The organism is Aestuariirhabdus sp. LZHN29, from assembly GCF_049985285.1.
GTDB lineage: Bacteria > Pseudomonadota > Gammaproteobacteria > Pseudomonadales > Aestuariirhabdaceae > Aestuariirhabdus.
In genome coordinates this window covers 14,162-36,127 of the sequence record NZ_JBNIEU010000004.1, presented here as the reverse complement: position 1 = coordinate 36,127, position 21,966 = coordinate 14,162, and the positions used below count along the sequence as shown (strand labels likewise).

Genomic DNA, 21,966 nt, shown 5'->3' with positions numbered 1-21,966 from the left:
CGCTGTGGTATCATCCCATCTTTAAAAGCCGGCGCTTTCACGTTAGCGACTTATAAGTTGGGCTATGGTGAATTTGGTATCGGTTGCCAAGTGAGAGAAAAGGGGAGAGGTTTTGACAGACGTAGTAATCAGCGGCACAGGCCTGTATACGCCGCCAGAAGCCATCAGTAATGAAGAGCTGGTTGAATCCTTTAATGCTTATGTCAACCGGTTCAATGAGGCTCACCGTCTTGAAATCGAGGCTGGAGAGCTGGAGCCAATGGCGGAGTCCAGTGCGCCCTTTATTGAAAAGGCATCGGGTATTCGCAGCCGATTTGTAATGAATAAGTCGGGTATTCTGGATATCGACCGGATGTGCCCACAGCTACCCGAACGCAGTAACGATGAGAACTCCGTTCAATGTGACATGGCTATTGGTGCCGCCCGTGAAGCGCTGGAGCGAGCAGGGCGCAGTGCTGCCGATGTTGATGCCATCATCTGTGCAGCCTCCAACATGCAGCGCGCCTATCCGGCGATGGCCGTTGAGATTCAGCAGGCCTTGGGAGCCGGCGGTTATGCCTATGACATGAACGTGGCCTGCTCTTCCGCTACTTTCGGTTTGCAAGCGGCGGTTGATGCCGTGCGCAGTGGCTCGGCCGGTGTTGTGTTAATGGTTAACCCGGAGATCTGTTCGGGGCACCTGAATTTCGCCGACCGGGACAGCCATTTTATCTTTGGAGACGTTTGTACCGCCGTGGTCATCGAGCGCAAGGATGCAGCGGTTTCATCTCACCAGTTCGAAGTGATGGGAACCAAGCTACAAACCCGCTTTTCGAACAATATTCGAAATAATTTCGGCTTCCTCAATCGTGCCGACGAACGTGGCGTTGGTGCACTGGACAAGTTGTTTATACAAAACGGGCGCAAGGTATTTAAAGAGGTGTGCCCCATGGTCGCCGAGCAAATATCCGCCCATATCGACGAGCTGGGTGTACCGGTTGAGGAACTCAAGCGGCTCTGGCTACATCAGGCCAATATCAATATGAACAACCTGGTAGCGCGCAAGGTTCTGGGCCGCGACCCCGAGCCTGCAGAGGCGCCTATTATTCTAGATGAGTATGCCAATACCAGCTCCGCCGGATCGATTATTGCCTTTCACAAGCATCAGGATGACCTCAAATCCGGTGATCGTGGCGTGATCTGCTCGTTCGGTGCGGGATATTCTATCGGTAGCGCGGTGGTGCGTAAGGTCTAGCACTTAATTTTATAGGCGACGAATGCCTTGGTGTGGTTTTGCGGTGTGACAGGTATGTCTGTAAGAGTTATTGAGAGGGTTTCCATAGGGGGCGCTATTGCTCGTTTTGTAGGGATGGTCCTGCTGGCGGGGCATCTGCTGGCGTCGGGTGTAGTGATGGCCGAGGGGTATGACAACCCCGACCCGTGGGAGCCGATGAACCGGACAGTATTCCAGTTCAACGAGGGGCTTGATAAATACCTGCTTAAACCGGTGGCAGAAGGTTATGTGTCAGGTGTGCCTGAACCGATGAGGGGGTTGGTTAGCACTTTTTATGACACCAGTTTTGCCCCTGCGGACGGCTTGAATCTGATGCTGCAAGGGGAGCCCGTACGTGGTTTTAAACAGATATCCCGCTTCCTGATTAACTGCATTCTAGGCATGGTGTGCCTCGTTGACGTGGCGGATTCATTCGGTATACCAGCCGATTCGACGAACCTGGGTACGACGCTTGGTAAATGGGGGGTGGGCGATGGCCCCTACCTTATGGTGCCTTTGCTAGGCCCCCATACGCTAAGGGATGCTGCCACAATTTACCCGTCCAGCCTTATGTGGGCCGGTGCTTATGTCGATGGATCTGATCGACGTACGGCGCTGTTGCTTGGTTTGATCGTAGAGAAACGGGCGGGGCTGCTGAAAGCGGAAGAGTTGATTATAGGGGACAAGTACAGCTTTATTCGTGATGCTTATCTGCAGAAACGCCGCTACGACATCACAGGTGAGGAACCTGAAGATGATTTCTAGCCGGGATCGCTCTTGCTCGTGAGCAATCCATAAAAAAACCCGATAGCGCTATCAGGTTTTTTTATGGGGTTCGATTATTTTATGCGTTCTATCGAAAGTGCAATGCTGCATCGATCCTCGATTAGCTCGCTACTGCGAACAACCCTTGCCTCCGCGCAAAAGTCGGGAAACTCGGGTCGTTCTGACGGTATGGTAATGATGAGTTGCTCCCCGGCGGGTAGTGCTTGCGGCGCATCGAGTAGAACCCCCGTACTGCTCAAATTATTGCAGCGCACTGAAAAAACCTCACCGCTCGATCGTGTGATCTGCGCCTCGGAGTCGATCTGCATGCGCATAAAATCCCTTTTTTCACTGTATTGCCTGTCTGACATCGCCATGGCTCCCCCCTGAACTTGTCATAATGGTCACAAGTTTTATACCCCCCATATATAGTAATTTCAACGTCAATAGGGACAAAATATGGGGGTTATGCGCATTTGTTCTCAAACTCACGCTCCTCTTGCTACACAATCTATAAGGGAGTAAGGTTTGAGTCTATACCGTCATGATGAGAGAAGCGGCCTCGGATCGTTTTTCTCGCCTGCAGGCAGGCTTCTGATGCTGTCGCTAGGGCAGCTGTATTGGTCTATATCTTAAGATATCTGAATTGTCCGCCTCTCTTGGCGAAACTAGAGGTTGCTTGAAAAAGCTATGGCTCCTGCAGGAAAAACGCTGCTGGTAATCGATGATGAAGCCCCCGTAAGGGAAAGTGTTGCGGCTTATCTTGAAGACAGCGGATTCACTATTTTTCAGGCGGAAAATGGCCTGATTGGTCTGGACCTAATCCAAAAAGAGCATCCCGATGTGGTGATCTGTGATCTCCGCATGCCGCGTATGGATGGCCTTTCGGTGCTTCGTTCTATTAAAGATATCGCGCCCCAAACTCCGGTTATTGTTGTTTCCGGGGCTGGTGTTATGAGCGATGTGGTAGAGGCTTTGCGGCTTGGGGCCAGTGATTATCTAATTAAACCTATTGTCGACCTTGAAGTGCTTGAGCACTCGGTGTCACGGGCGTTACAGCAGCTCCAGTTGGAGCGGGACAACGAGTCCTATCGGGAGAGCCTGGAAGCGGCGATCAAGAGTTTACAGGCGAGTTTGGCTGAGCTGCAGGAGGATCAGCGAGCGGGCAGGCAGGTGCAGCAAAAGCTATTGCCTGAATCTCCCCAGGAGGTGGCGGGCTTTAGGTTTGACTATCATATTTGTCCCTCCTTGTACCTCAGCGGGGATTTCGTAGATCTGATACCGCTGAATGACCATTCGTTTGGATTTTACCTAGCGGATGTTTCCGGCCATGGGGCCTCCTCTGCATTCGTTACGATACTGCTCAAGCACATGACCTTTCGCTTGCGGCGTGAGTACCGTGATCGTGGGGCACTCCACCCTGTGCGCCCCTCGGAAATACTGGGCTCCCTCAATCATGGTTTACTAAATACAGATCTCGGTAAACACGTCACCATGTTTGGTGGCGTTATTGATACCCGAAAAAATACTCTCACCTACTCGGTTGGAGGGCACTTCCCCTTGCCGGTTTTGGCGACCGATGGGGGTGTTGAGTTTTTGAGGGGAAGTGGTTTTCCTGTGGGTATATTTGACCACGCGGAGTATGAAGACCATGAAATTGCCCTTCCCGAGGTATTTACCCTAGTGGCATTCTCTGACGGAATACTGGATTGCCTACCTCAACAAAGGCTTTGCGATAAGGAATCGGAACTCCTGTCGGTAATTAAACACAATAGGGACTTGGAAACGATTAAGGCTGCGCTTGGGCTCGATACCTTGGAGGAGTCGCCCGATGACATCGCAGTTTTAGTGTTAAGCAGGAACCAGTAATGGACGCAGGCAAAATTCAAGCGGCGGGAGAGGGTGGCGATTATCGGTTAAAGTTTACCGGTGATGTGCGCTTAACACTGTGCAATTCGCTTGATCAGTTTCTAGAGGAGATGTTCGACGACGACCATTTCCGTTCGGTAGTGATCGATTTGACGCAGACCGAGGGTATCGATAGTACCTCGCTGGGCCTATTGGCCAAACTTTCTGTGCAGGCAAAAAAGCGGTTTGACTATGTGCCGACGATCGTTTCCAGCAATCCTGACATCACCAGAATTTTATTGAGCATGGGCTTCGACCGAGTGTTTGATATTGTCGAAGAGGCCAATATCAAAAGTACCCCGTTGAAGGAGATCGTCTGTGAAGCCTGCTCTGAGCATGTCGTGAAGGGGCACGTGCTGAGTGCGCACCGTACCCTAATGGATCTTAATGAAAAAAATAAAGAGACATTTAGTGAATTGGTAAAAAGCTTAGAAGGCAAATAAATCAATAGGTTAGAAAATAAATATAGAGTGTTTTATAGGTTTTGTCTTTTTTCCAATACGTCTATTTTTGTTCGAATGAAATCTCCATGGGCGACGTAAAGAAGGTCGGAGATTTTACGAATTTGGTACTCTTCGTATTTATCAAGGCGGTCATCCGTATAGGCCACCTGCCACATGGAGCGGACTAGTGCTACCTTGTCCGGGTACTCCAGTTGGTCGTTAATCAGCTGGATAAAGGGGAACAGTGAAGTGGCCTCGGCGGACTGTTCCTGGGCCAGTCGCAGCAGGTCATCAAGTTCCTCTGTTTTGACGTTGAGACGGCTTTCAATCAGACTGCGAATCTGCCTGGTCTCGTCGTCACTGACCTCGGCATCCGCTTTGCTGATCTCTACCAGCAGCACAGCGCACGCCAGTTCGAGGCTGTGTTGATGGGTGGGAGCATCAGGCTCTCCCGCTAACTGATCAAAAAACTGTTTTAGCGAACTCAGCATGGTTACCCACCCAGCCCCTGCAGGAGTTTCTCCAGTTTAACCTGGTCGATGGCGAAGTTGCGTATCCCCTCGGCCAACTTTTCGTTCGCCATCGCGTCCTCATTCAGCGCCCAGCGAAAGTCATTTTCCGTGAGGCTATGTTGTGGATCCTCGCTCAGCGGATTGTCGGCAAATAGTTTACGCGGCAAGGAGGCGGTACTGGTGCCCAGTTCATCCAGTAGCGCGGGACTGATGGTTAAACGGTCGCAGCCAGCCAGGTGGCGAATTTCGTCGATATTGCGGAAGCTGGCGCCCATCACCACAGTGCCATAACCGTGAGCCTTGTAGTAGTTGAAGATCCTGGCGACTGAGACCACCCCTGGGTCTTCTGCTGCAGGGTAGCTGTCTCGCCCGCTATGGGCTTTGTACCAGTCCAGAATTCGGCCAACAAAGGGGGAGATCAGATAAACCCCTGCATCGGCACAGGCCTGCGCCTGGCCAAACCCGAATAGCAGGGTCAGGTTACAGTTGATGCCGGCTTTCTCGAGATGTTCAGCGGCACGAATGCCCTCCCAGGTTGCGGCCATTTTTATAAGCACGCGCTCGGGGGGGATGTCGGCTTGCTCGTAGAGATCGATCAACCGTTTTGCACGTTCGATGGTGGCGTTGGTATCGAAGGAGAGGCGAGCATCGACTTCGGTGGAGATGCGACCGGGTATAACCTGCAGGATTTCACGCCCAATCTCTACCGCAAGTTTATCGACACAGTACCCGAGTTTCTCGTTGCTGCTGCCGGCTTTGGAGGCTGCCCAGGCGATCGCCTCCGTTAGTAGTGGGGCGTACTGCTCCATCTGGGCGGCTTTAAGCAAAAGGGAGGGGTTGGTTGTGGCATCGACCGGCTGATAGCGCTTGATGGCCTCTATATCGCCAGTATCGGCGACGACTGTGGTGAGTTTCCTGAGTTGATCAAGCTGGGATAATTGCGACATAGTTCCTCCACGTTGGGCGTTGAGTGTATCACCACTGGTGGAGGGGGTGAACGCTTAAGCGGGGTGTCAGGCCTTCTCGGGGCTGAGTTCAACGGCCTTGATTAGGGTATCGATGCCCGCTCCCGGCTTCCATGCGTTTTCGCTAAGGTGGCGCCGAAAACGTTTGGCCCCGGGTTGAAGATGGAACAGGCCGAGGATATGCCGGGTGATGTGTTGAAGATGTGCCCCCAGAGCCAGCTGCTGTTCGATATAGGGAACCAAGGCATCGATCACTTGGTGACGAGTACGCGGAGTACGCCGGCTGCCGTAAAAGAGCCGGTCAACGTCGGCTAGCACGTAGGGGTGATGGTAGGCTTCGCGGCCCACCATGACGCCATCGACCTGTTGCAGGTGCTGCTGGCACTGCTCCAGGCTGGTAATGCCGCCGTTGATCAGTATTTCAAGCTGGGGGAACAGCTGTTTGAGCTTATAGACCCAGTCGTATTTGAGTGGGGGGACATCCCTGTTTTGCTTGGGACTGAGCCCCTCCAATACGGCAATTCGAGCGTGGACGATAAAGGTCTTACACCCCGTCTTGGCAATCGTACCGACAAAGTCTGTCAACTCATCGAAAGACTCCCGGCCGTTAATGCCGATACGGTGTTTGACCGTAACGGGAATGGAAACGCTGTCCTGCATCGACTTGATACCGTCTGCGACCGTGGCGGGCTCGGCCATCAGGCAGGCTCCAATGCGACCATTTTGTACGCGGTCGCTCGGGCAGCCGACATTGAGGTTAACCTCGTCGTATCCATACTCTTCGGCAAAGCGGGCACAGGTGGCGAGATCGGCTGGGTCGCTGCCTCCCAGTTGAATGGCTACAGGGTGCTCCTCGGCGTTATAGCGCAGGAATCGATCGCGATCTCCGTGGATCAGTGCGCCGGTGGTGACCATCTCCGTATAGAGCAAGCAGTGTTGGCTGATCAGGCGTAAAAAATAGCGCTGATGCCGGTCGGTCCAATCCATCATTGGGGCGACGCAGAATGTTCGGTCGAGAGGATGCACGGTACGGGAGGCCTTCGGGGTTGGTTGTGTCAAAGCGCGCCATTATACGTGGCAAAAGGGGGGAGAGTAACTGCTACTTATCCCTACCCCTACCCCTACCCCTTGCTCTCAGCTATTGTCCCATGCCGGTGCGGCGCTTGTGGGCGTCGACGAACTGCTGCAGTGTGGCGGAGCGAGCGTCTGGCGTCATCATTATTTCAATCAATTGGAAACGGCCACGCTTCGCCGCGGCCTCTGTAAGCGCGAGTTGAAGCTCGCTACGGGTTGTGACTCGTTTACCATCGCCGCCCATGGCATCAGCCATGGATGCGAACTGCCAGTCGTCCAGGTTGTTGTAGCTGGTTTCGGGTTGGAAGGTCGCCAGCATGCCCCAGCAGGTGTTGTTGAATAACAGTACGATCGGGTCCCAGCCGTAGCGGCGACAGTTCCCCAGTTCCCAGCCGGTCATCTGGAAGGCGCCGTCGCCCACCAGAATGATGGGGCGTTGATTCAGCTCGGCTTGCAGCCCGAGCCCTGCTGGTACACCGAACCCCATCGTTGCGTAGTAGCCGGGCGCCACCAGGTGGGTGTTCTCCATGTCCATGGCGGTAAAGAGGCAGTCGCCAATGTCGGAGGCGATGGGCATTGGACCGTTGCTGGCGAACAGGTCGTTGACCGCCCGTGCAATATCGGTGGGCTCAATGGGGTTGTCGTCGGCAACCAGTGTATGGGGATAGCTGATGGTTCGACCCGGTTTGGTTTCATCAACGCTCTGGGTGGCGGCTAACAACGCCTCCACCAGTTCGGCCAGCGAGATGTCAGGGTATTGGTGGTAACCGACCTTCACCTGTCGGTCAGAGGCGTTGATGGTGTTACGCATATCCAGGCGCTTGGCGGATACGCCAAAGTTGGTGTCGCACACAATAACTCCCAGCATTAGTACCTGATCCGATTCCTCTACCGCGCGGGTCACGTCGGCATCACCTGCCATGCCGATATAGGAGCCGATAAGTTCGCACGATGCGGTCGAAAACAGGCCTCGCCCCATAAACGTGGTCGCGACAGGCAGTTGCAGGCGCCGTGATAACTCGGCGACCTTTTCCTCCAGGCCATAGCGGCGGACCTCTACACCCGCGAGGATGAGGGGTGCTGTGGCGTGGTGGAGCTGCTCAAGGACCTCTCTGGCGCAGGCGCTGATAGCATCGGAGTGACCTGTCGTGTGGGCGAGCGCTGGCACCTCTTCGCAGGGAGTGTTGACGAGGTCTCTTGGAAACTCGATGTATACCGGACGCGATTGTTCAAGGCAGCTTTGCAAGACGCGCGCGATCTCCTGGGGGGCGGTGCGCGGATCGTTCAGGATTGCCTGATCGCAGGTGATCTCTTTAAAAACCTCGTGCTGGGAGTTGAGGGTCTTGGCCTGGTGGTGCAGTAACATGTCGTCGTTGCCCTCCGAGATGCCCGGCGCTCCAGAGACCACAACCAGCGGTGACTTTTCGGCATAGGCGCAGGCCACGGTATTGACCATATTGAAGGCCCCGGCACCATAGGTGACGACAGCTACCCCTATGCCGCCACCGCTGCGGGCGGCAGCGTCGGCTGCGAACCCGACCCCGGGCTCGTGGCTAAAGGTGTAGAGGGGCAGAATGGCAGACTCTTCGATCACCTTGAAAAAAGGCAGCGCGAAATCTCCGGGGATGCCAAATATCTGTTCGGCTCCGTTCTCTTTTAAGCCCTTCAGTAGGGATTCGGCCATTGTAGTCATCGTGCTCTCCAGTTTAGGGAATCTATTTATGGTAGCGAATCGGTGCTGGCGTATCCTCGCATTATTGGCTATTGGGACGACCCTTACTGCTATAAAAATCCATAAATGATTTAATATGTGCTTGATACGTGCGGATTAGGATGATTAATATGGGTATGATTGCATCGCGGGTCGTGCTGGATCGTTTCGATCGGCGGATAATTTCGGAGTTACAGGAGGACGCCCGACTCTCTCATGTCGTGCTGTCCGAACGTGTTAGCTTATCGCCTTCACAGTGCGCTCGTCGTTTGCAGCGGCTGGAGTCGGAGGGGGTGATTACTGGTTACCACGCACAGGTGAATGGGCCTTTGTTAGGGCTTGATGTGGTGGCCCTTATCAATATTAATCTGGAAAAGCATAAGGAAAACATTACCACGGCATTTCAGGAGGCGGTTAAGCTGCGCCCGGAGATTACCGAATGCCTGTTGGTCACCGGAGAGGGGGACTATGAGCTGAGGGTGGTCGCCCCTAACTTGCAGGCTTTTTCGACCTTTATTACCGATCATTTGATGAAAATGCCCGGGGTCGCATCGATTCGCTCGAATATTCAGCTGAGCCAGATTAAATCCTCGCCGGTATTACCGCTCGAAATCCTCGACGGTCCGGTTTCAGTCGGGGCGGCAGCTAAGATCACCCGTGGTTAGTAGTTCGACGAAGGGTATAGGGAATTCGCAATAAACCCGTGGTGGGCGAATGCTGTAGCGGCTTACCAGATCGATGTGCTGTTTCTTCTCCGGTAGGGTAATTTCGATGCTACTGCTACCTAGTTGAGCTAATAGATGGGAAACAGCGTCTGCTTCGAAGCTTTTAAGGCCCAGGTTCCGGTTGAGTTCGGGGATGGTGAAATGCTCGGAACTTCTGCGTTCTATCATGTAGGCAAGGGTGTCGAGCTCGGCACTGCTGAGGCGTTGCCCTTGATAAACAATAGTCGCGAAATGCCCTTGCGTGATGAGCTCGAAAACCTGTTGAATGCTATTGCCCATAGTTCTTCTCGCATCCTTGGATCGCTGACAGTACCGATTATTCCACAGTCGGTGGTTTGCGGTGAAGCGGTAGTTTACATTTTGATGAAAGCTCCTACCCGAAGGCGGGTAGGATCACCGGAGGTTTGATGAAATCAATACAGGTTACGGAGTTGTCGAAAGGGTTCGATTATATAAAGGTGATCGACGCACCTGTACCTGAACCTGGTCCGGGGCAGGTTAGGGTGCGTATGTTATGCAGCCCGGTTAACCCCTCGGATCTCAACTTTATTCGTGGTGATTATCGCCACGCTTTATCTCGAATGGTCTGGAATAGGCAGCGAGAGATCCCTGCGTTTGATCCGGATGGTCGATTGCCCTATCCGGAACTGCCCTATCCGTTAGGAGGAGAGGGGGTGGGCGTTGTCGATGCTTGCGGGAGTGGGTGGCTAGCCCGACGGCTAAAGGGTAGGCGCGTGGCCGTTGCCGGTGGACCTCCCAATGGTACCTGGCAAGAGTACTGTGTTGTGGATGCTAAAAAAGCGCTGCCGGTGCCCGATGCATTGAGTGATGAGCAGGCATCCATGTTCATTATTAACCCGCTCTCGGCCTACGCGATGGTAACCCGGGTTTTGCGGGTAAAAAAGGGGGGATGGCTTTTACAAAGTGCGGCGGCCTCCGCGCTGGGGAAGATCGTTATTCGTCTCGGGGTTAGCCTGGGTTTTAATACCATCAATGTGGTACGTAGCGAGGAAAGTGCCCAGCAACTACGAAGCCTTGGAGCGACACATGTGGTGGTAAGCGATGGTACGGGGTTGTGTGAGCAGGTTGCCCGGATTACGGGCGGGCGTGGCGCTGACTACGCGATGGATGCGGTGGGCGGTTCGCTCGCTGAGGCAATGCTGCAGTGTCTGGGTGTGGGGGGGCATATGGTGGTCTACGGCACTCTGGGTGAACACCCGATAACTCTGCCATCGCGGGATTTGATGACTCCAGTGAGCAAAGTATCGGGTTACTTTGCCCTGAACTGGCTTGGGCAACAAAAGCCACTGAGTATTTTGCGGCTTCTGCGCGAGCTGAGTCGGTTGCAGGTAGCGGGGTTGTTTGACACCCCGGTGCAGCAGATGTACGCCTTGGATCAGGTGATTCCTGCGCTCGAAATGGCCACGGCATCGGGCCGCAAGGGCAAGGTGTTGCTAAAGATTGCGTCCCGCTAGCGGGGCGTCTGCCGTGGGCGTAAGGTTTAGTACATGGCCTGCATGGTGGCGATGCCCGGTTTAAGGGTGTCGCCCCAGGCGGCTTCTATTTCCGGGGTCAGCTGGGAGTCATACTCGCGAACGGTTTGCATCAGGCTTTCGAACCAGCAATCGTAAAGCTCGGGCGTGATGTTATGTTGAGCCTGGCTGTGGGTTTTACCGATATGGCGAACGTGGGCCATCCCGGCAGTGGTGTCGGCGCTGAGTAGCATTAACATATGCAGGGAAGCATCCATCATGCGCTTCTGCTTGTCCATGTCGGTCTCGGCGAACTTTTCGGCTACCTTCGGGCTGCTGTTAATAAAGTGCTGGTAGAATCGGTCCATAAAGGTGCCGTCTTCCATGCATCGGTCCAGACTATCGTTAATCAGCTTGTCGTTGTTTGTCATTGAGTGCCCACACTACTTTATGATTTTCAGGGTTTTTCTATGTCGTGCTTGCCGAGCCAGGAGTGTCCCCGGTTTTTGATCCTGCGCTTGGGTTTACTGGGGCGATAGGATAGGCTGGCATGCTTTAAAAAACAATCTTCGTTAATAATGACGCTTGTCGGTCAATTGCAGGGGGAAGGGTGGATCAGGTTCAACTGATGCAGTGGATAATAGCTGGCGCCAGCGGGCTATTGCTGTTGGTGATGGTTGTGATTGGTTTGCTGTACAGGCAGTTGACCCGGTCGCAAGGGGAAGTTAGCTCGCTACAGGGTGGGCAGGCGGAGGCGGAAACTCGCTGTGCTCACCTCCAGCAAGAGCTCGCGCTTGCAGAGCAGCAGCTCCAGTACCAAAGGGATCGCTCCGGGGAGTTACAGCAGCAGCAGTTGGTTATCGTGGCGGAGCGTGATCGACTGCAGCAAGAGCTGGCCGGAATACGTGAGAAATACAGCCATTTGCAGGCAACCGAGCAAGGTTTGTTGCAGCAGATAACGGCTCATGGAGAGCGCGAAGCTGCTTCTCAGGAGGAGCTGGTTAAGTTGCGAGGGGCACTGGGGACCCTTGAAGGGCAGCATTTAGCGTTGCAGGAGACCTTGCACAAGGAGCAGCAGCACGCGAAAGAGAAGCTTGAGTTGCTAGAGAGCAACCGCAAGCAGCTTAAGTTGGAATTTGAACACCTGGCCAACCAGATTTTTGAAAGTAAGCAGCAGGTCTTTGAGGAGCAGAGTCGCAAGGGGCTTGATACGCTGTTGTCGCCCTTTAAGGATCAGCTGGAGAGCTTTCGCCAGCGCGTCGATCATGTCTATGCCAGCGAAAGTCAGGAGCGTACGACGCTGCGCACCCAGATTGAGGGGTTACATAAACTCAATCGGCAGATGACCGAAGAGGCGGGAAACCTAACCAAGGCGCTGCGGGGGGAGAACAAGGCTCAGGGCAACTGGGGTGAACTGATGCTGGAGACGGTGTTAGAGCGCAGTGGTCTTCGTAAGGGGATTGAGTACCGGCGCGAGGAGGTGGTGAGGGATGAGCAGGGCAAGATTTACCGCCCCGACGTCATCATCGACCTGCCGGAAGGCAAGCATGTTATCGTCGATGCTAAAGTGAGCCTTAATGCCTATACCGACTATGTGAACAGTGCCGATGAACTCCAGCGCAATATTTCATTAAAGGCGCATATTGAAAGTGTTCGTCAGCATATCCGGGGGCTATCTGAAAAGGCCTATCAGAAGTTGCCCGGTATCAATTCACCGGATTTCGTCTTTCTGTTTATGCCGGTTGAACCTGCTTTTATGGTCGCTTTTGAATTTGATGAGCGGCTCTTTATCGAAGCGTTTGAGAAGCGAATTGTTGTTGTGACTCCCACCACCTTGCTGGCGACGTTGCGCACGGTGTCCAGTCTGTGGAGCCTGGAGCGGCAAAACCGCAGTGCTCGTGAGTTGGCCGAAATGGGTGCCAAGGTCTACGACAAATTGCGGGTTGTCGTAGAGGCAATGGAGAAGCTGGGAAAACAGATCGATACCAGCCAGAAAACCTGGCATGAGGCGTGGAATAGCTTACGTGAAGGGCGGGGCAATCTGGTGCGTCAGAGCCAGCGTTTCATCGATCTGGGAGTGCGAGTCAAGAAAGAGCTACCGAAATCCTTAGTGGAATCGGCCGATGAGGCAGACGACACAGTCGTCGGGAATCTTCCGACTGAAGTGCCAGAAAGGTCAATGTAGTAAGAATGGGGTTAAAGTCCCAGGCTATGAGTGAGAGAGCAATAATGAATCAGTTAAAAGAGATGTTACGGTTGCAGAATGAGATTAACTGCAAAATTAACCACGATTGGATTGACCTGAGTCGTCCCTGGTTCAGGGCTATCTGGCTCGAGGCTGCAGAAGCGGTTAATGATCACTGCGACTGGAAGTGGTGGAAGCACGGAGCAGACAATCGTGAGCAGATCGTGCTGGAAGTGGTGGATATCGCCCATTTCCTGTGGGCGCAGCTGATACAGGATTGTGGAGCGATTCCCGACGATAGCAGGGTGCAGGCCTTCGCCTCGCAGATGCAATCGGTACTGAGTTCTGAGGAGCCTATGGGGGTTATTGAGGCGTTTGAAGCCCTGGCCCAGGCGACGCTTACGTCAAAGCGTGCAGAGCTCGAAGCCTTCGCACGGGTAATGCTGGCGGTCGACATGAGCTTCGAAGAGTTGTTTAGGTCCTACGTGGGCAAGAATATCCTGAATCGTTTTCGTCAGGATCACGGCTATAAAAGCGGCGATTACCACAAGGTATGGCAGGGGCGTGAAGATAATGAGCACCTGACCGAACTACTGCTTGAGCTGAGTATCACCAGTGACAGCTTTTCGACTGACCTGTATCAAGGGCTTGAGGCACGGTATCCAAAATAGCTGATTAGTTTGTCGGTATTGCGTATGATTGGCGTCATTGATTTGTCATATTGTTGGGGGTGGATGCGCGAATGAAAGGTGCGGTAGTCGGGATTGTCTCTAGATCCTTCATGCACTCCTGCAAGGAAAGTTCGGAGCTTTATGACCACCTTTTACAGGTGGCGATCTCCCTTGGCTGGGATTTCCAGCCCACCCACCCGCTAACAACGCCCACGACTCTGGTTTTTGACACCATCAGCGGTGGCCATACTTACTTATTGGCGAATATCTCCGAGCCTGGCGTTTTGCACCTTACTGCACGTAAAAGCGGCATCTATCGTTACGACTGGAATGGCAACCTGCGCCAGATTAATAGTTTGAAAGCACGTCTGGAGGAGATCAGTGGTTACTCAATGATGCCGATCAATCGTCGCAGTGCGACCAACGACGCGAGCTCTTAACCAGGTAAAGGGGTGGGCAGCTCGGATCGGGTCGGGTTGGTGCATGCCGCAGGCCCTCATTGGCGTGAAGCAGTGTGACGATAAAGCGCTGGGCCACTGCGCAGGAGGTGAACCGTCTTCCGCTGGCTTCCAGGTATTGCTCCAGGGTAATTTGGCGCTCCTTAAGCGCCGCGCGGGTTTCCTTGACCTGTTCGCGAAGGTTTAAGCTCGAAATTATAGTACCGGCAATCACCATATCTCCCACTGCTACGGCTGTAGCTTGTGTGTTGTTCCCATACTCATTAGGCTATGCGCTTTTGGTCGGTGCGGTAATTGGTATATACACCGCACTTACTCAGTATTTACCGTAGCTTTCTGCCTGCACCCTGCGTGATGATGGCGAGCCTCGTAAGGAGAGAAAAGGGTTTGCGTTTTACCCATTACATGTCCCGTCTTATTGCCTCACTGATGGTGGTCGCCGTTTTTGTCAGTGTCTGGTTGCTCGCCCCTGAAACACCCGAGCAGCGTATCAAGCTGGCTCAAGCGGACGTTGCTTCACCCGGGGTTGTGTTCAATCAGCGCCTTGCTTCTGACGGTAAAACCATCATGGTGCACGCTCCCTCGCTCGTTGAACTGCCGGACGGCCGCCTGTTGGCGGCCTGGTTTGGAGGCAGTCGAGAAGGGGCGCGGGATGTTACAATTGATGGTGCCTATTACGATCCAAAGTCGGCTCTTTGGTCTTCAAGCTTTACCCTTACATCGCCCGCGCTGACCCAGGCCGGGACCCGCCGCTTTATCAAAAAACTGGGCAATCCTGTGCTGGTGATCGGAGCTGATGGGCAGTTGTGGATGATATACGTCAGTGTGTCGGTTGGCGGCTGGGCGACCAGTCAGCTAAATCTCGTAAAGTCTCCTGATCTGGGGCGTTCGTGGGGCTCGCCCCGACGGCTTGTGACCTCTCCATTTTTTAATCTGAGTACGCTCGTCAAAGGCACACCCTTTTACTACGAAGATGGCACCCTTGGAGTGCCTGCCTACCATGAGTTTGCGGGTAAGTTTGGCGAGGTGTTGCGGCTGGATACGGATGGGGCACTGGTAGATAAAGTACGCTTGACGAAAGGTAAGGAATCCTTGCAGCCCATTATTTTGACGGAATCGACAGGGCGTGCCACCTCTTACCTGCGCTATGCCGGGGAGGATGCTCCCTACCGGGTTCTGAAAACCAGGTTGAACAGCGACGGCAGCTGGGGCGAGGCAGTGAAGACCTCGATCGCTAACCCTAATTCTGCGCTGACCGGTTTTCGCGCGTTGGAAAGGAACTGGATGATCGCTAATGACACTGTCGATGAGCGCGACAGGCTGGCGCTGTTGGTTGAGGATAAGTCAGGTGGTTGGCGTGTGGTTCATTACTTTGAGGATTCATCCTCTTACTTCAAAGATCGCCCCGATCGTAAAGAGTTTGCCCGGATGATGGATGGATCAATTTCAGCGATGCTGGCATTGCAGCCAGCACGCCTGCCGTTGCTTGATACCTTGAAACGTCGCGCTGAAGGCGAGATGTGCTACAAAGACAGTTGCTACTTTCAGTACGATTACCCCTATGCCGTACGCACAACAAATGGGCGGATTCATATCCTCTTTACCTGGAACAGTAGCGCTATAAAGCATATTGAAGTGAGCGAAGGCTGGCTAAGGGAGAAGTTATAATGACTGCCTGGATGGTGTCGGTGCTGGGGTTTTCCATGGCACTGTTTTGCATATTGCCCCGCCGTTGGAGCGAACGTTGGCCGCTACTGTTGGGCACTAGCCTAACGGTATTGCTGCTGGTTCCTGTATGGCAAGGCAATAGTCTGTCTGATTTGTTGCGGGGAGCGCTGGGAGATTTTTCCATTACCTCGTTAGTACTGTTGTCTATGGCGTCGGTGAGCCGGTTAGGCGTACCCTCACCGCTTACGGATCGTCAGCGAGTTATCGGTGGACTGCTTGTCGTCGCCGTTGCCGTGCCGTTTTATGCGTCTACGCTAGGCCTTACTCTGGTGGATCCCTATCGTTGGGGGTTTGGCGAAACGCTGCTCTTACCGGTTGCTGCGCTGGCATTGCTGATGGTTGGGCTCCGCTGTTGGTGGGCTGTTATTTTGCTCTGCTCTGCGGTGTTGTTGTGGTCATTCGGTGCGCTGCTGGAATCCCGTAACCTGTGGGACTATCTGCTGGATGCCATGCTGGTTTTCTATGTGCTGGGTGCCTTCTTGATCGGCGCGGTGCGGCAGTTAATGAAGCTTGCACGGTCTGGTTGAGGGGGGGGGAAGAGAAGGGGGCTCATAAACATGAAGCCCCTTTTTTTTGCGCTTTATTTGGCCAGGGAGCGCTCGTTATTGTGATGCAGGAGATAGCGGGTGGTTTCGTAGATTCCCTTGGCGATCTTCGTTAGCTGCTCGGTCTTTTCCGGGAACTGGTCACTGACATCGACCGCGGGAGTATTGGAGTTCAAATCGTGCAGCTTGATATCGTCACTGTTGTACTCAATTCGCAGCATATAGTCCTTGGTGATCGCGCCAATAACCGGTGCGGTCTTATGGGAGGTTTGAGTGTATACCGCCCGATCTCCTTCAGGGGCCGGATCGTTGATATCTCGCCCCATGGTGTTGTTGCGATAAGGAATACCGACCAGTCCCGCGATCGTCGGGAATACGTCGACCAGGCTGACCGCATCCTCAATGACTCTAGGCTGCAATAGTTTGGGTGCATAGATCATATGAGGTACGTGGAGGCCGTCAAGGTCCAGCGCTTCATAAAAGGGTTTCATATGAGGCGTTTCGGTGATGCGATTGTTGTGGTCGCCGTAGAAAACAAAGATGGTGTTGTCGAAATACCCACTCTCCCTGGCCATCTCCATAAAACGACCAATGTTATAGTCCAGTAACCTGACGGCATTGTACTGTGCGGCACTGCGGAAACCCGCCTTGCTCAGGGCCTCGGCACTGTGGCTGTTATCGACTTCGAAACTGTCATTGTTCTCCGGCACAGTGAAGGGGCGGTGGTTGCCTGCGGTTTGGATGATGGCGAAGAAGGGTTCATCATCGGGTAGCTGACGAAGCACCTTGTCTGACTCTTTGAACAGATCGAGGTCGGAGATTCCCCAAACATCGACATTGGGTGAGCTGAAGGCCCCCTCCTCGAATATTTTGATATCGGGGATATTATGCTTGATCACGGCGCTCATGTTGGCCCAGCCGAGATTGCCTCCGATGATGTAGTGTTTGTTGTAGCCCTTGAACTCATTCACCATCATTAGCTGGTCGGTGATCAGAGTGTTGCGGCTTGCAGTGTTCACCCGGGTCACATCGGGCAAGCCGGTCAGGCTAGCAAATACGGTGCGTGCGGTACCCGACACCGGTACATAGAAGTTGGGCATAAACCAGCCGTTTCTTGCGATCTCGTCAAGGTGGGGGGAGGGTTGGAGTGGGTTGTTAAAGATTCCCAGTCGACTCGCGCCAAGTGACTCGAGCATGACAAACACAACGTTGGGCTTGCGGCCGTTGTTGGATACGCTGTGGCTGGATGGCGAACGCTGGCGCATGGTACGCAGGCGGTTTGCGTCTGGTTCGTCCACCTCCAAATAGCGGCTAATGGTCGCGTAGTATTGCTTTACCTGCTCTATTTCGTAGGGTTTTTCGGCGTACTCAAAGGAGACAAAGAAGTAAAGAACCGGGTTGAGTCCGACGGAGGAGATTGCGGTGCTGCCACTGAAAAATGCATCACTCCAACGCAGGGGTACCGGATTTTCAATGTTGCCAGGCCAGCGTCCGAGAAGGCCCAAAACGACAGCGAAAAACAGCACTACGCCCGCTCCGATTCGAGCGGGTAGGGGGATCGGTTTTGGGGGCTGGGCCAGTGTGCGCTGGACCAGCATGGAGTAGCAGAGCATAAACAGGGCGATTGTGGTTATGACCGCCAGCGTGATCCAGATGACAGGGTAACTTTCCCATACCATATTCTTGGAGATCGCAAAGTCTTCCAGAAACCGTATCGCGGTAGAGTTGATGCGCACGCCTAGATAGGCGTAATGACCGAAATCGAAGACATAGAATACGAGCAAGCCGGACACTGCGAGGAGTAGATAGCCCAATGCAAGCTGTCGTAGCAGGGGGACTTTAGAGAGGTTTATCCAGGGAATATAGGCCAGCACGATCAACGGCAGGGTTAGGAGGAGTGCCAGGCGGAGATCAAACTTGATGCCTATATAGAGCACCTTCGCGAGGTCGCTGACTGATGTTTGCACGGTGTCACCAACCTCGGAAAAACCCATGAGGAAGATGACGCGCAGTGCAACCATCAATAGCCAGAACATTGCGCATACACCCGCCAGATAGCGTACACGGCGCGATTGAAGCCAGGTTAGCATTATAGTGACCTTCGAAAATCCGGTGAAGTGATACAGTAAAGGGGACGTATTCTACCCAAATTTTCAGCTAATCCCAATCTTCCCGTTGACGCGTCCAGGTCGTTTTAGCGGCGCTTGGGTAGTCTCGGGCGTTGTCTGTAGACTTGATGCAGGTCATAGTAAAGCTGGGGGTAGGGATTACACTTTGCTTCTGTTGTAGAGAAGGAGTTCTAGAGATGAACCTGATAATTTTGGTGGTGTTATTCGCGCTATCGGTGGTGATGGCGGCGCGTTTTAGTGCCGCGACGGGAAACTGGATAGAAGAGCGTACTGGCGTTGATCCGACCATCTATAAATGGATTATGTCCTTTTTGTCGATTCTCGTGGTCTTTATGTTGTTCCGACTGATTGTGCCGGGAGCCTTGTACTGAGGCTACTCGAGGGGGCGAAAGCCCCCTTATTTTTGCCTCTAGTAGCTGTTTGGCCTAGGTATCTGTTTAATCTTATGGATTCTTTCGCCGGGCGCCGTTAGATCGACAAGCTGCTGGCTTGCCTGCGCTGAGCGGGGTTTACCACCAGGACCAGTAACTGTGGTTGACCGCAGCGCCGACAATGTATCCGAACACCGCGATAGCACCCAGTGCAAAAGCGAAGCGAATAGTGGCTGTTCGACCGCGTTTAATGGCCACCGTGCCCAAGCCTATGTAAAGCACTAACGCCAAAAATTTCGCAGTTAACCAGGGGGTCGTGAACGGGTACTGGTTGATCGACACCATTAAATAGATTGCGCAGGCCAACAGTAAACTGTCGATGATGTGTGGCCCTATGCGGACCCATCGTAGGGCTAAATACGGGGATTGCCTCACAGACCAGAAGGCCCGAATAACGAAGAATGTGATGCTGAGTGCAGCCAGGGTGACGTGGCTATGCTTGATGAGAAGATACATGGATAATCCAGTGTTGAACGGCGCTTAGTTATATCAATACCATCGGTTTAGATCCATACAGGGTTGGAATGTTCAGGCTCTCTTTTCTTAAAACTCGACCACAACTGGAGCTCCCTGAGATCGCTGAGCGCCTGGGCCGGTTACCCGAGTCAGATTATCGCAGCGCCTGGGCGCGGCGCGTGTGTGAGCTTGCCTTGCAGGCTCGCCATGAAGGCAATTATGGTGTCGGCGCAGTGCTGTGCCATGGCGAGCAGATTCTGTTTGAGGCCATGAATGCTGTATTCGAACCGCTGCACGATAGTTCGGCACACGCCGAGATGCGACTGCTGGATACATGGGAGCAAGCGGTCGCTGAGGGGAGGCAGTCTTCGGCTACGCTGCGTGAGTTGACCCTGGTGTGCAGTCTCGAACCTTGCCCGATGTGCTTGTCCCGGCTGCTGATGAGCGGGGTTCGCCGTATTTACTATTTGGCGGAGGACCCTCAGGGCGGAATGATGACGCGGGCCCGTCATCTACCACCGGCGTTCCGGAACTTGATGCAATGCTGTGATCATGGCGTATTGCGTGTGGATGAGGGGTATCGTTACCTCGCCCGGCAGCTGTCTCGCCATGGTCTGCTGCAGTTGCGTGAAAAGCTGATCTCCTATTAGCAGGGGTGGATGACCGGCAATGAATTGCGGGTGCTTTGATCGGCAAAGCCCCCCCTGTACAGTTGCCTTACTGACATCTATCGCCATAGTCCCATCGCTGAGGAGGTGCCGCGTCTCGGGTCGGCGGCCCCCTGCATGATTCCCTCGTCGTCGATATAGATACTCTGGCTGGCGCCCATTGCGGCTTTGGCTTCGAGGCGATGGCCCAGGGCCTCCAGGCGTTCGATGGTGTCCGGGCTGATCCCGGTTTCGATTCTTAATGTGTCGGGCAACCACTGATGATGAATGCGGGGAGCGTTGACCGCTTCCTGAATATTTAAACCATGGTCGAGCACGTTCATGATGACCTGCAATGTAGTGGTGATGATGCGTGATCCACCCGGAGTGCCGGTTACCAGCAGATTTTTGCCCTTATAACGCACGATGGTGGGCGACATAGAGCTCAGCATGCGCTTGCCCGCTTCGATACGGTTGTTGTCGGAACCGATCAGGCCGTAGGCGTTGGCGGCACCGGGTTTTGCGCTGAAGTCGTCCATCTGGTTATTCAGCAAGAAACCGGCCTCGGCAACCGATATTCCTGAGCCATAACTAAAGTTGAGGGTATAGGTGTTGGATACGACGTTCCCGAATTTGTCTGCGATCGAATAGTGAGTGGTTTCACTGCTCTCGTAGGCGGGAGCTTCACCTGCCTGGATAGCGGAGGAGGGGGTTGCCCGGTTTGGGTTAATCAGCAGTCGACGCTGATTGGCATAGCGGTCTGAAAGGAGTCCCTTCAGTGGTACCTTAACGAAGTCGCTATCCCCCAGATGTGTCGCTCGGTCCGCGTAGGCGAGCTTCATCGCTTCGGCCATTAGGTGGATAGTGCGCGCGGAGTTGTGCCCGAATCGGGCCACCGGGAAGGGTTCCATCAGTTTAAGTATCTGTACAATGTGAACACCGCCGGAGCTCGGCGGTGGCATGGAGTAGATATCATAGCCCCTATAGCGCCCCTTAATGGGTTCGCGTACCAGAGCTTGGTAGTTGGCCAGATCTTGCCGGGTGATCAAACCGCCACCGGCCTGCATCTGATCCGTAATCATACGGGCGGTTTCACCCGCGTAGAACCCTTTGTGGCCCTGTTCGGCAATGCGTTGCAGTGTTCGAGCAAGGTCTGGTTGCATGAACTTTTCGCCAGGCTGGTAGGCGCTACCGTCTGCCTTATAAAAAAGTGCCTGGGTGGTTTTATCTCGTTGCAGATGCTTTCGCAGATGCTCGAAGCCCTGAGTGAAACGGGGAGGGACGATAAACCCGTTTTTGGCCAGGGCAATGGCCGGAGCCAATGCCCGCTCCCTATCGATGGTGCCGTAACGTTCAAGGGCCAATAGTAGTCCCGCAACCGTGCCGGGAACCCCCGCTGATTGAAGCGAGAATCGGCTGAGCCGCGTATCTACCGCGCCGGATTGGTCGAGAAACATATCGGCTGTTGCGGCCGCTGGGGCCTTTTCTCGATAGTCGATCGCAACTACTCGATTTTCGCGGTCGCTGGAGAGCATCATAAAGCCGCCACCACCAATGTTTCCGGACCTTGGCTGTACCACGGCCAATACGAAACCTGCGGTAACGGCTGCATCCATAGCATTACCGTCCTCTTTAAGGACCTTTAAGGCGGCTTCCGATGCCAGCGGATGGCTCGTTACCACCATGCCCGCGTTACCCAGCAGGGGAATGGCCCGGTCGCCCTCTAAAATGGGCGCAGCCCGACCCTGCACCGCGAAAAGCAGGGCGAGCAAAGCAATAAGAGGGGGGCAGGTCAACGAGATTCGCCAGCGACGGCGATGAACAGGGGGCATGGGCGGATTCCGGTTTTAGGTAATCCAGTATAGCCCCTGCGAGCCGGCGGGCGAAAG

The 21,966-nt window shown here is 54.0% G+C and carries 23 protein-coding genes; 13 read left to right on the top strand and 10 right to left on the bottom strand.

All coding sequences use genetic code 11. The annotated features are described in order from the left end of the window. The first annotated feature begins 112 nt into the window (after positions 1 to 112). Both ACP3PW_RS14355 and ACP3PW_RS14350 read left to right on the top strand, forming a co-directional pair. On the top strand, positions 113 to 1,234 hold the full coding sequence (locus ACP3PW_RS14355) for a beta-ketoacyl-ACP synthase III (protein ID WP_426417421.1): 1,122 nt from the start codon (positions 113 to 115) through the stop codon (positions 1,232 to 1,234). A gap of 54 nt (positions 1,235 to 1,288) precedes the next feature. Continuing rightward, positions 1,289 to 2,017: an MlaA family lipoprotein gene (locus ACP3PW_RS14350; protein ID WP_426417420.1), complete on the top strand. Its 729-nt coding sequence runs from the start codon at positions 1,289 to 1,291 to the stop codon at positions 2,015 to 2,017. 74 nt (positions 2,018 to 2,091) lie between these two features. On the opposite strand, the gene ACP3PW_RS14345 is transcribed toward ACP3PW_RS14350, so the two are convergent. Next, entirely contained in the window at positions 2,092 to 2,388 is a 297-nt protein-coding gene (locus ACP3PW_RS14345) for a PilZ domain-containing protein (protein ID WP_426417419.1), read from the bottom strand. A gap of 319 nt (positions 2,389 to 2,707) precedes the next feature. On the opposite strand from ACP3PW_RS14345, the gene ACP3PW_RS14340 reads away from it, so the two are divergent. Beyond that, the gene (locus ACP3PW_RS14340; RefSeq protein WP_426417418.1) at positions 2,708 to 3,886 is read left to right on the top strand and encodes a SpoIIE family protein phosphatase; all 1,179 of its coding nucleotides are present in this window, start codon (positions 2,708 to 2,710) and stop codon (positions 3,884 to 3,886) included. Then, positions 3,886 to 4,368, top strand: coding sequence for an STAS domain-containing protein (locus ACP3PW_RS14335; protein WP_426417417.1), 483 nt, complete (start codon positions 3,886 to 3,888; stop codon positions 4,366 to 4,368). Before ACP3PW_RS14340 ends, ACP3PW_RS14335 begins: the two co-directional genes overlap by 1 nt. A gap of 32 nt (positions 4,369 to 4,400) precedes the next feature. Here the strand turns inward: ACP3PW_RS14335 and ACP3PW_RS14330 are convergent, their stop codons facing one another. From ACP3PW_RS14330 to ipdC, 4 genes are all read right to left on the bottom strand, one after another. Further along, positions 4,401 to 4,859 carry a TerB family tellurite resistance protein gene (locus ACP3PW_RS14330; RefSeq protein WP_426417416.1) on the bottom strand — a complete coding sequence of 153 codons (459 nt, stop codon included), beginning with the start codon at positions 4,857 to 4,859 and terminating at the stop codon, positions 4,401 to 4,403. A 2-nt stretch (positions 4,860 to 4,861) separates the two neighbouring features. Continuing rightward, positions 4,862 to 5,827, bottom strand: coding sequence for a transaldolase (tal, locus tag ACP3PW_RS14325; protein WP_426417415.1), 966 nt, complete (start codon positions 5,825 to 5,827; stop codon positions 4,862 to 4,864). 66 nt (positions 5,828 to 5,893) lie between these two features. Then, a complete protein-coding gene (gene dusA / locus ACP3PW_RS14320) occupies positions 5,894 to 6,871 on the bottom strand; it encodes a tRNA dihydrouridine(20/20a) synthase DusA (RefSeq protein WP_426417414.1) in 978 nt (325 codons plus the stop codon). Positions 6,872 to 6,983: 112 nt separating this feature from the next. After that, the gene (gene ipdC / locus ACP3PW_RS14315; RefSeq protein WP_426417413.1) at positions 6,984 to 8,612 is read right to left on the bottom strand and encodes an indolepyruvate/phenylpyruvate decarboxylase; all 1,629 of its coding nucleotides are present in this window, start codon (positions 8,610 to 8,612) and stop codon (positions 6,984 to 6,986) included. 149 nt (positions 8,613 to 8,761) lie between these two features. On the opposite strand from ipdC, the gene ACP3PW_RS14310 reads away from it, so the two are divergent. After that, entirely contained in the window at positions 8,762 to 9,295 is a 534-nt protein-coding gene (locus ACP3PW_RS14310) for an Lrp/AsnC family transcriptional regulator (protein WP_426417412.1), read from the top strand. Here the strand turns inward: ACP3PW_RS14310 and ACP3PW_RS14305 are convergent. Next, positions 9,260 to 9,634, bottom strand: coding sequence for a hypothetical protein (locus tag ACP3PW_RS14305; protein WP_426417411.1), 375 nt, complete (start codon positions 9,632 to 9,634; stop codon positions 9,260 to 9,262). The two genes, ACP3PW_RS14310 and ACP3PW_RS14305, sit on opposite strands and share 36 nt — an antisense overlap. Before the next feature lie 128 nt (positions 9,635 to 9,762). Between ACP3PW_RS14305 and ACP3PW_RS14300 the strand changes: the two genes are divergently transcribed. Beyond that, positions 9,763 to 10,830: a zinc-dependent alcohol dehydrogenase family protein gene (locus ACP3PW_RS14300; RefSeq protein WP_426417410.1), complete on the top strand. Its 1,068-nt coding sequence runs from the start codon at positions 9,763 to 9,765 to the stop codon at positions 10,828 to 10,830. Positions 10,831 to 10,856: 26 nt separating this feature from the next. Here the strand turns inward: ACP3PW_RS14300 and ACP3PW_RS14295 are convergent, their stop codons facing one another. Next, positions 10,857 to 11,258, bottom strand: coding sequence for a globin domain-containing protein (locus ACP3PW_RS14295; RefSeq protein ID WP_426417409.1), 402 nt, complete (start codon positions 11,256 to 11,258; stop codon positions 10,857 to 10,859). Positions 11,259 to 11,455: 197 nt separating this feature from the next. Here ACP3PW_RS14295 and rmuC point away from each other — a divergent pair, with 197 nt between their 5' ends. The 5 genes from rmuC to ACP3PW_RS14270 all read left to right on the top strand — a co-directional run bounded on the left by rmuC (position 11,456) and on the right by ACP3PW_RS14270 (position 16,396). Next, positions 11,456 to 13,012, top strand: coding sequence for a DNA recombination protein RmuC (rmuC, locus tag ACP3PW_RS14290; protein ID WP_426417408.1), 1,557 nt, complete (start codon positions 11,456 to 11,458; stop codon positions 13,010 to 13,012). 44 nt (positions 13,013 to 13,056) lie between these two features. Beyond that, positions 13,057 to 13,683: a dUTP diphosphatase gene (locus ACP3PW_RS14285; protein WP_426417407.1), complete on the top strand. Its 627-nt coding sequence runs from the start codon at positions 13,057 to 13,059 to the stop codon at positions 13,681 to 13,683. A 110-nt stretch (positions 13,684 to 13,793) separates the two neighbouring features. Then, positions 13,794 to 14,123 (top strand): hypothetical protein, encoded by a 330-nt coding sequence (locus ACP3PW_RS14280; RefSeq protein ID WP_426417406.1) that lies wholly within the window; start codon positions 13,794 to 13,796, stop codon positions 14,121 to 14,123. A gap of 405 nt (positions 14,124 to 14,528) precedes the next feature. Further along, positions 14,529 to 15,809 (top strand): exo-alpha-sialidase, encoded by a 1,281-nt coding sequence (locus ACP3PW_RS14275; RefSeq protein ID WP_426417405.1) that lies wholly within the window; start codon positions 14,529 to 14,531, stop codon positions 15,807 to 15,809. Continuing rightward, the gene (locus tag ACP3PW_RS14270; protein ID WP_426417404.1) at positions 15,809 to 16,396 is read left to right on the top strand and encodes a hypothetical protein; all 588 of its coding nucleotides are present in this window, start codon (positions 15,809 to 15,811) and stop codon (positions 16,394 to 16,396) included. Before ACP3PW_RS14275 ends, ACP3PW_RS14270 begins: the two co-directional genes overlap by 1 nt. 53 nt (positions 16,397 to 16,449) lie before the next feature. Here ACP3PW_RS14270 and ACP3PW_RS14265 read toward each other — a convergent pair whose 3' ends face one another. After that, positions 16,450 to 18,504 (bottom strand): LTA synthase family protein, encoded by a 2,055-nt coding sequence (locus ACP3PW_RS14265; RefSeq protein WP_426417403.1) that lies wholly within the window; start codon positions 18,502 to 18,504, stop codon positions 16,450 to 16,452. Positions 18,505 to 18,719: 215 nt separating this feature from the next. Between ACP3PW_RS14265 and ACP3PW_RS14260 the strand changes: the two genes are divergently transcribed. Then, positions 18,720 to 18,914, top strand: coding sequence for a hypothetical protein (locus tag ACP3PW_RS14260; protein ID WP_426417402.1), 195 nt, complete (start codon positions 18,720 to 18,722; stop codon positions 18,912 to 18,914). A gap of 138 nt (positions 18,915 to 19,052) precedes the next feature. Here ACP3PW_RS14260 and ACP3PW_RS14255 read toward each other — a convergent pair whose 3' ends face one another. Beyond that, on the bottom strand, positions 19,053 to 19,430 hold the full coding sequence (locus tag ACP3PW_RS14255) for a SirB2 family protein (RefSeq protein WP_426417401.1): 378 nt from the start codon (positions 19,428 to 19,430) through the stop codon (positions 19,053 to 19,055). 68 nt (positions 19,431 to 19,498) lie between these two features. Between ACP3PW_RS14255 and ACP3PW_RS14250 the strand changes: the two genes are divergently transcribed. Further along, positions 19,499 to 20,080 (top strand): nucleoside deaminase, encoded by a 582-nt coding sequence (locus tag ACP3PW_RS14250; protein WP_426417400.1) that lies wholly within the window; start codon positions 19,499 to 19,501, stop codon positions 20,078 to 20,080. Between the two features lie 77 nt (positions 20,081 to 20,157). On the opposite strand, the gene ggt is transcribed toward ACP3PW_RS14250, so the two are convergent. After that, positions 20,158 to 21,909, bottom strand: a complete 1,752-nt coding sequence (gene ggt, locus ACP3PW_RS14245) for a gamma-glutamyltransferase (protein ID WP_426417399.1) — start codon at positions 21,907 to 21,909, stop codon at positions 20,158 to 20,160. Positions 21,910 to 21,966: the final 57 nt, after the last annotated feature.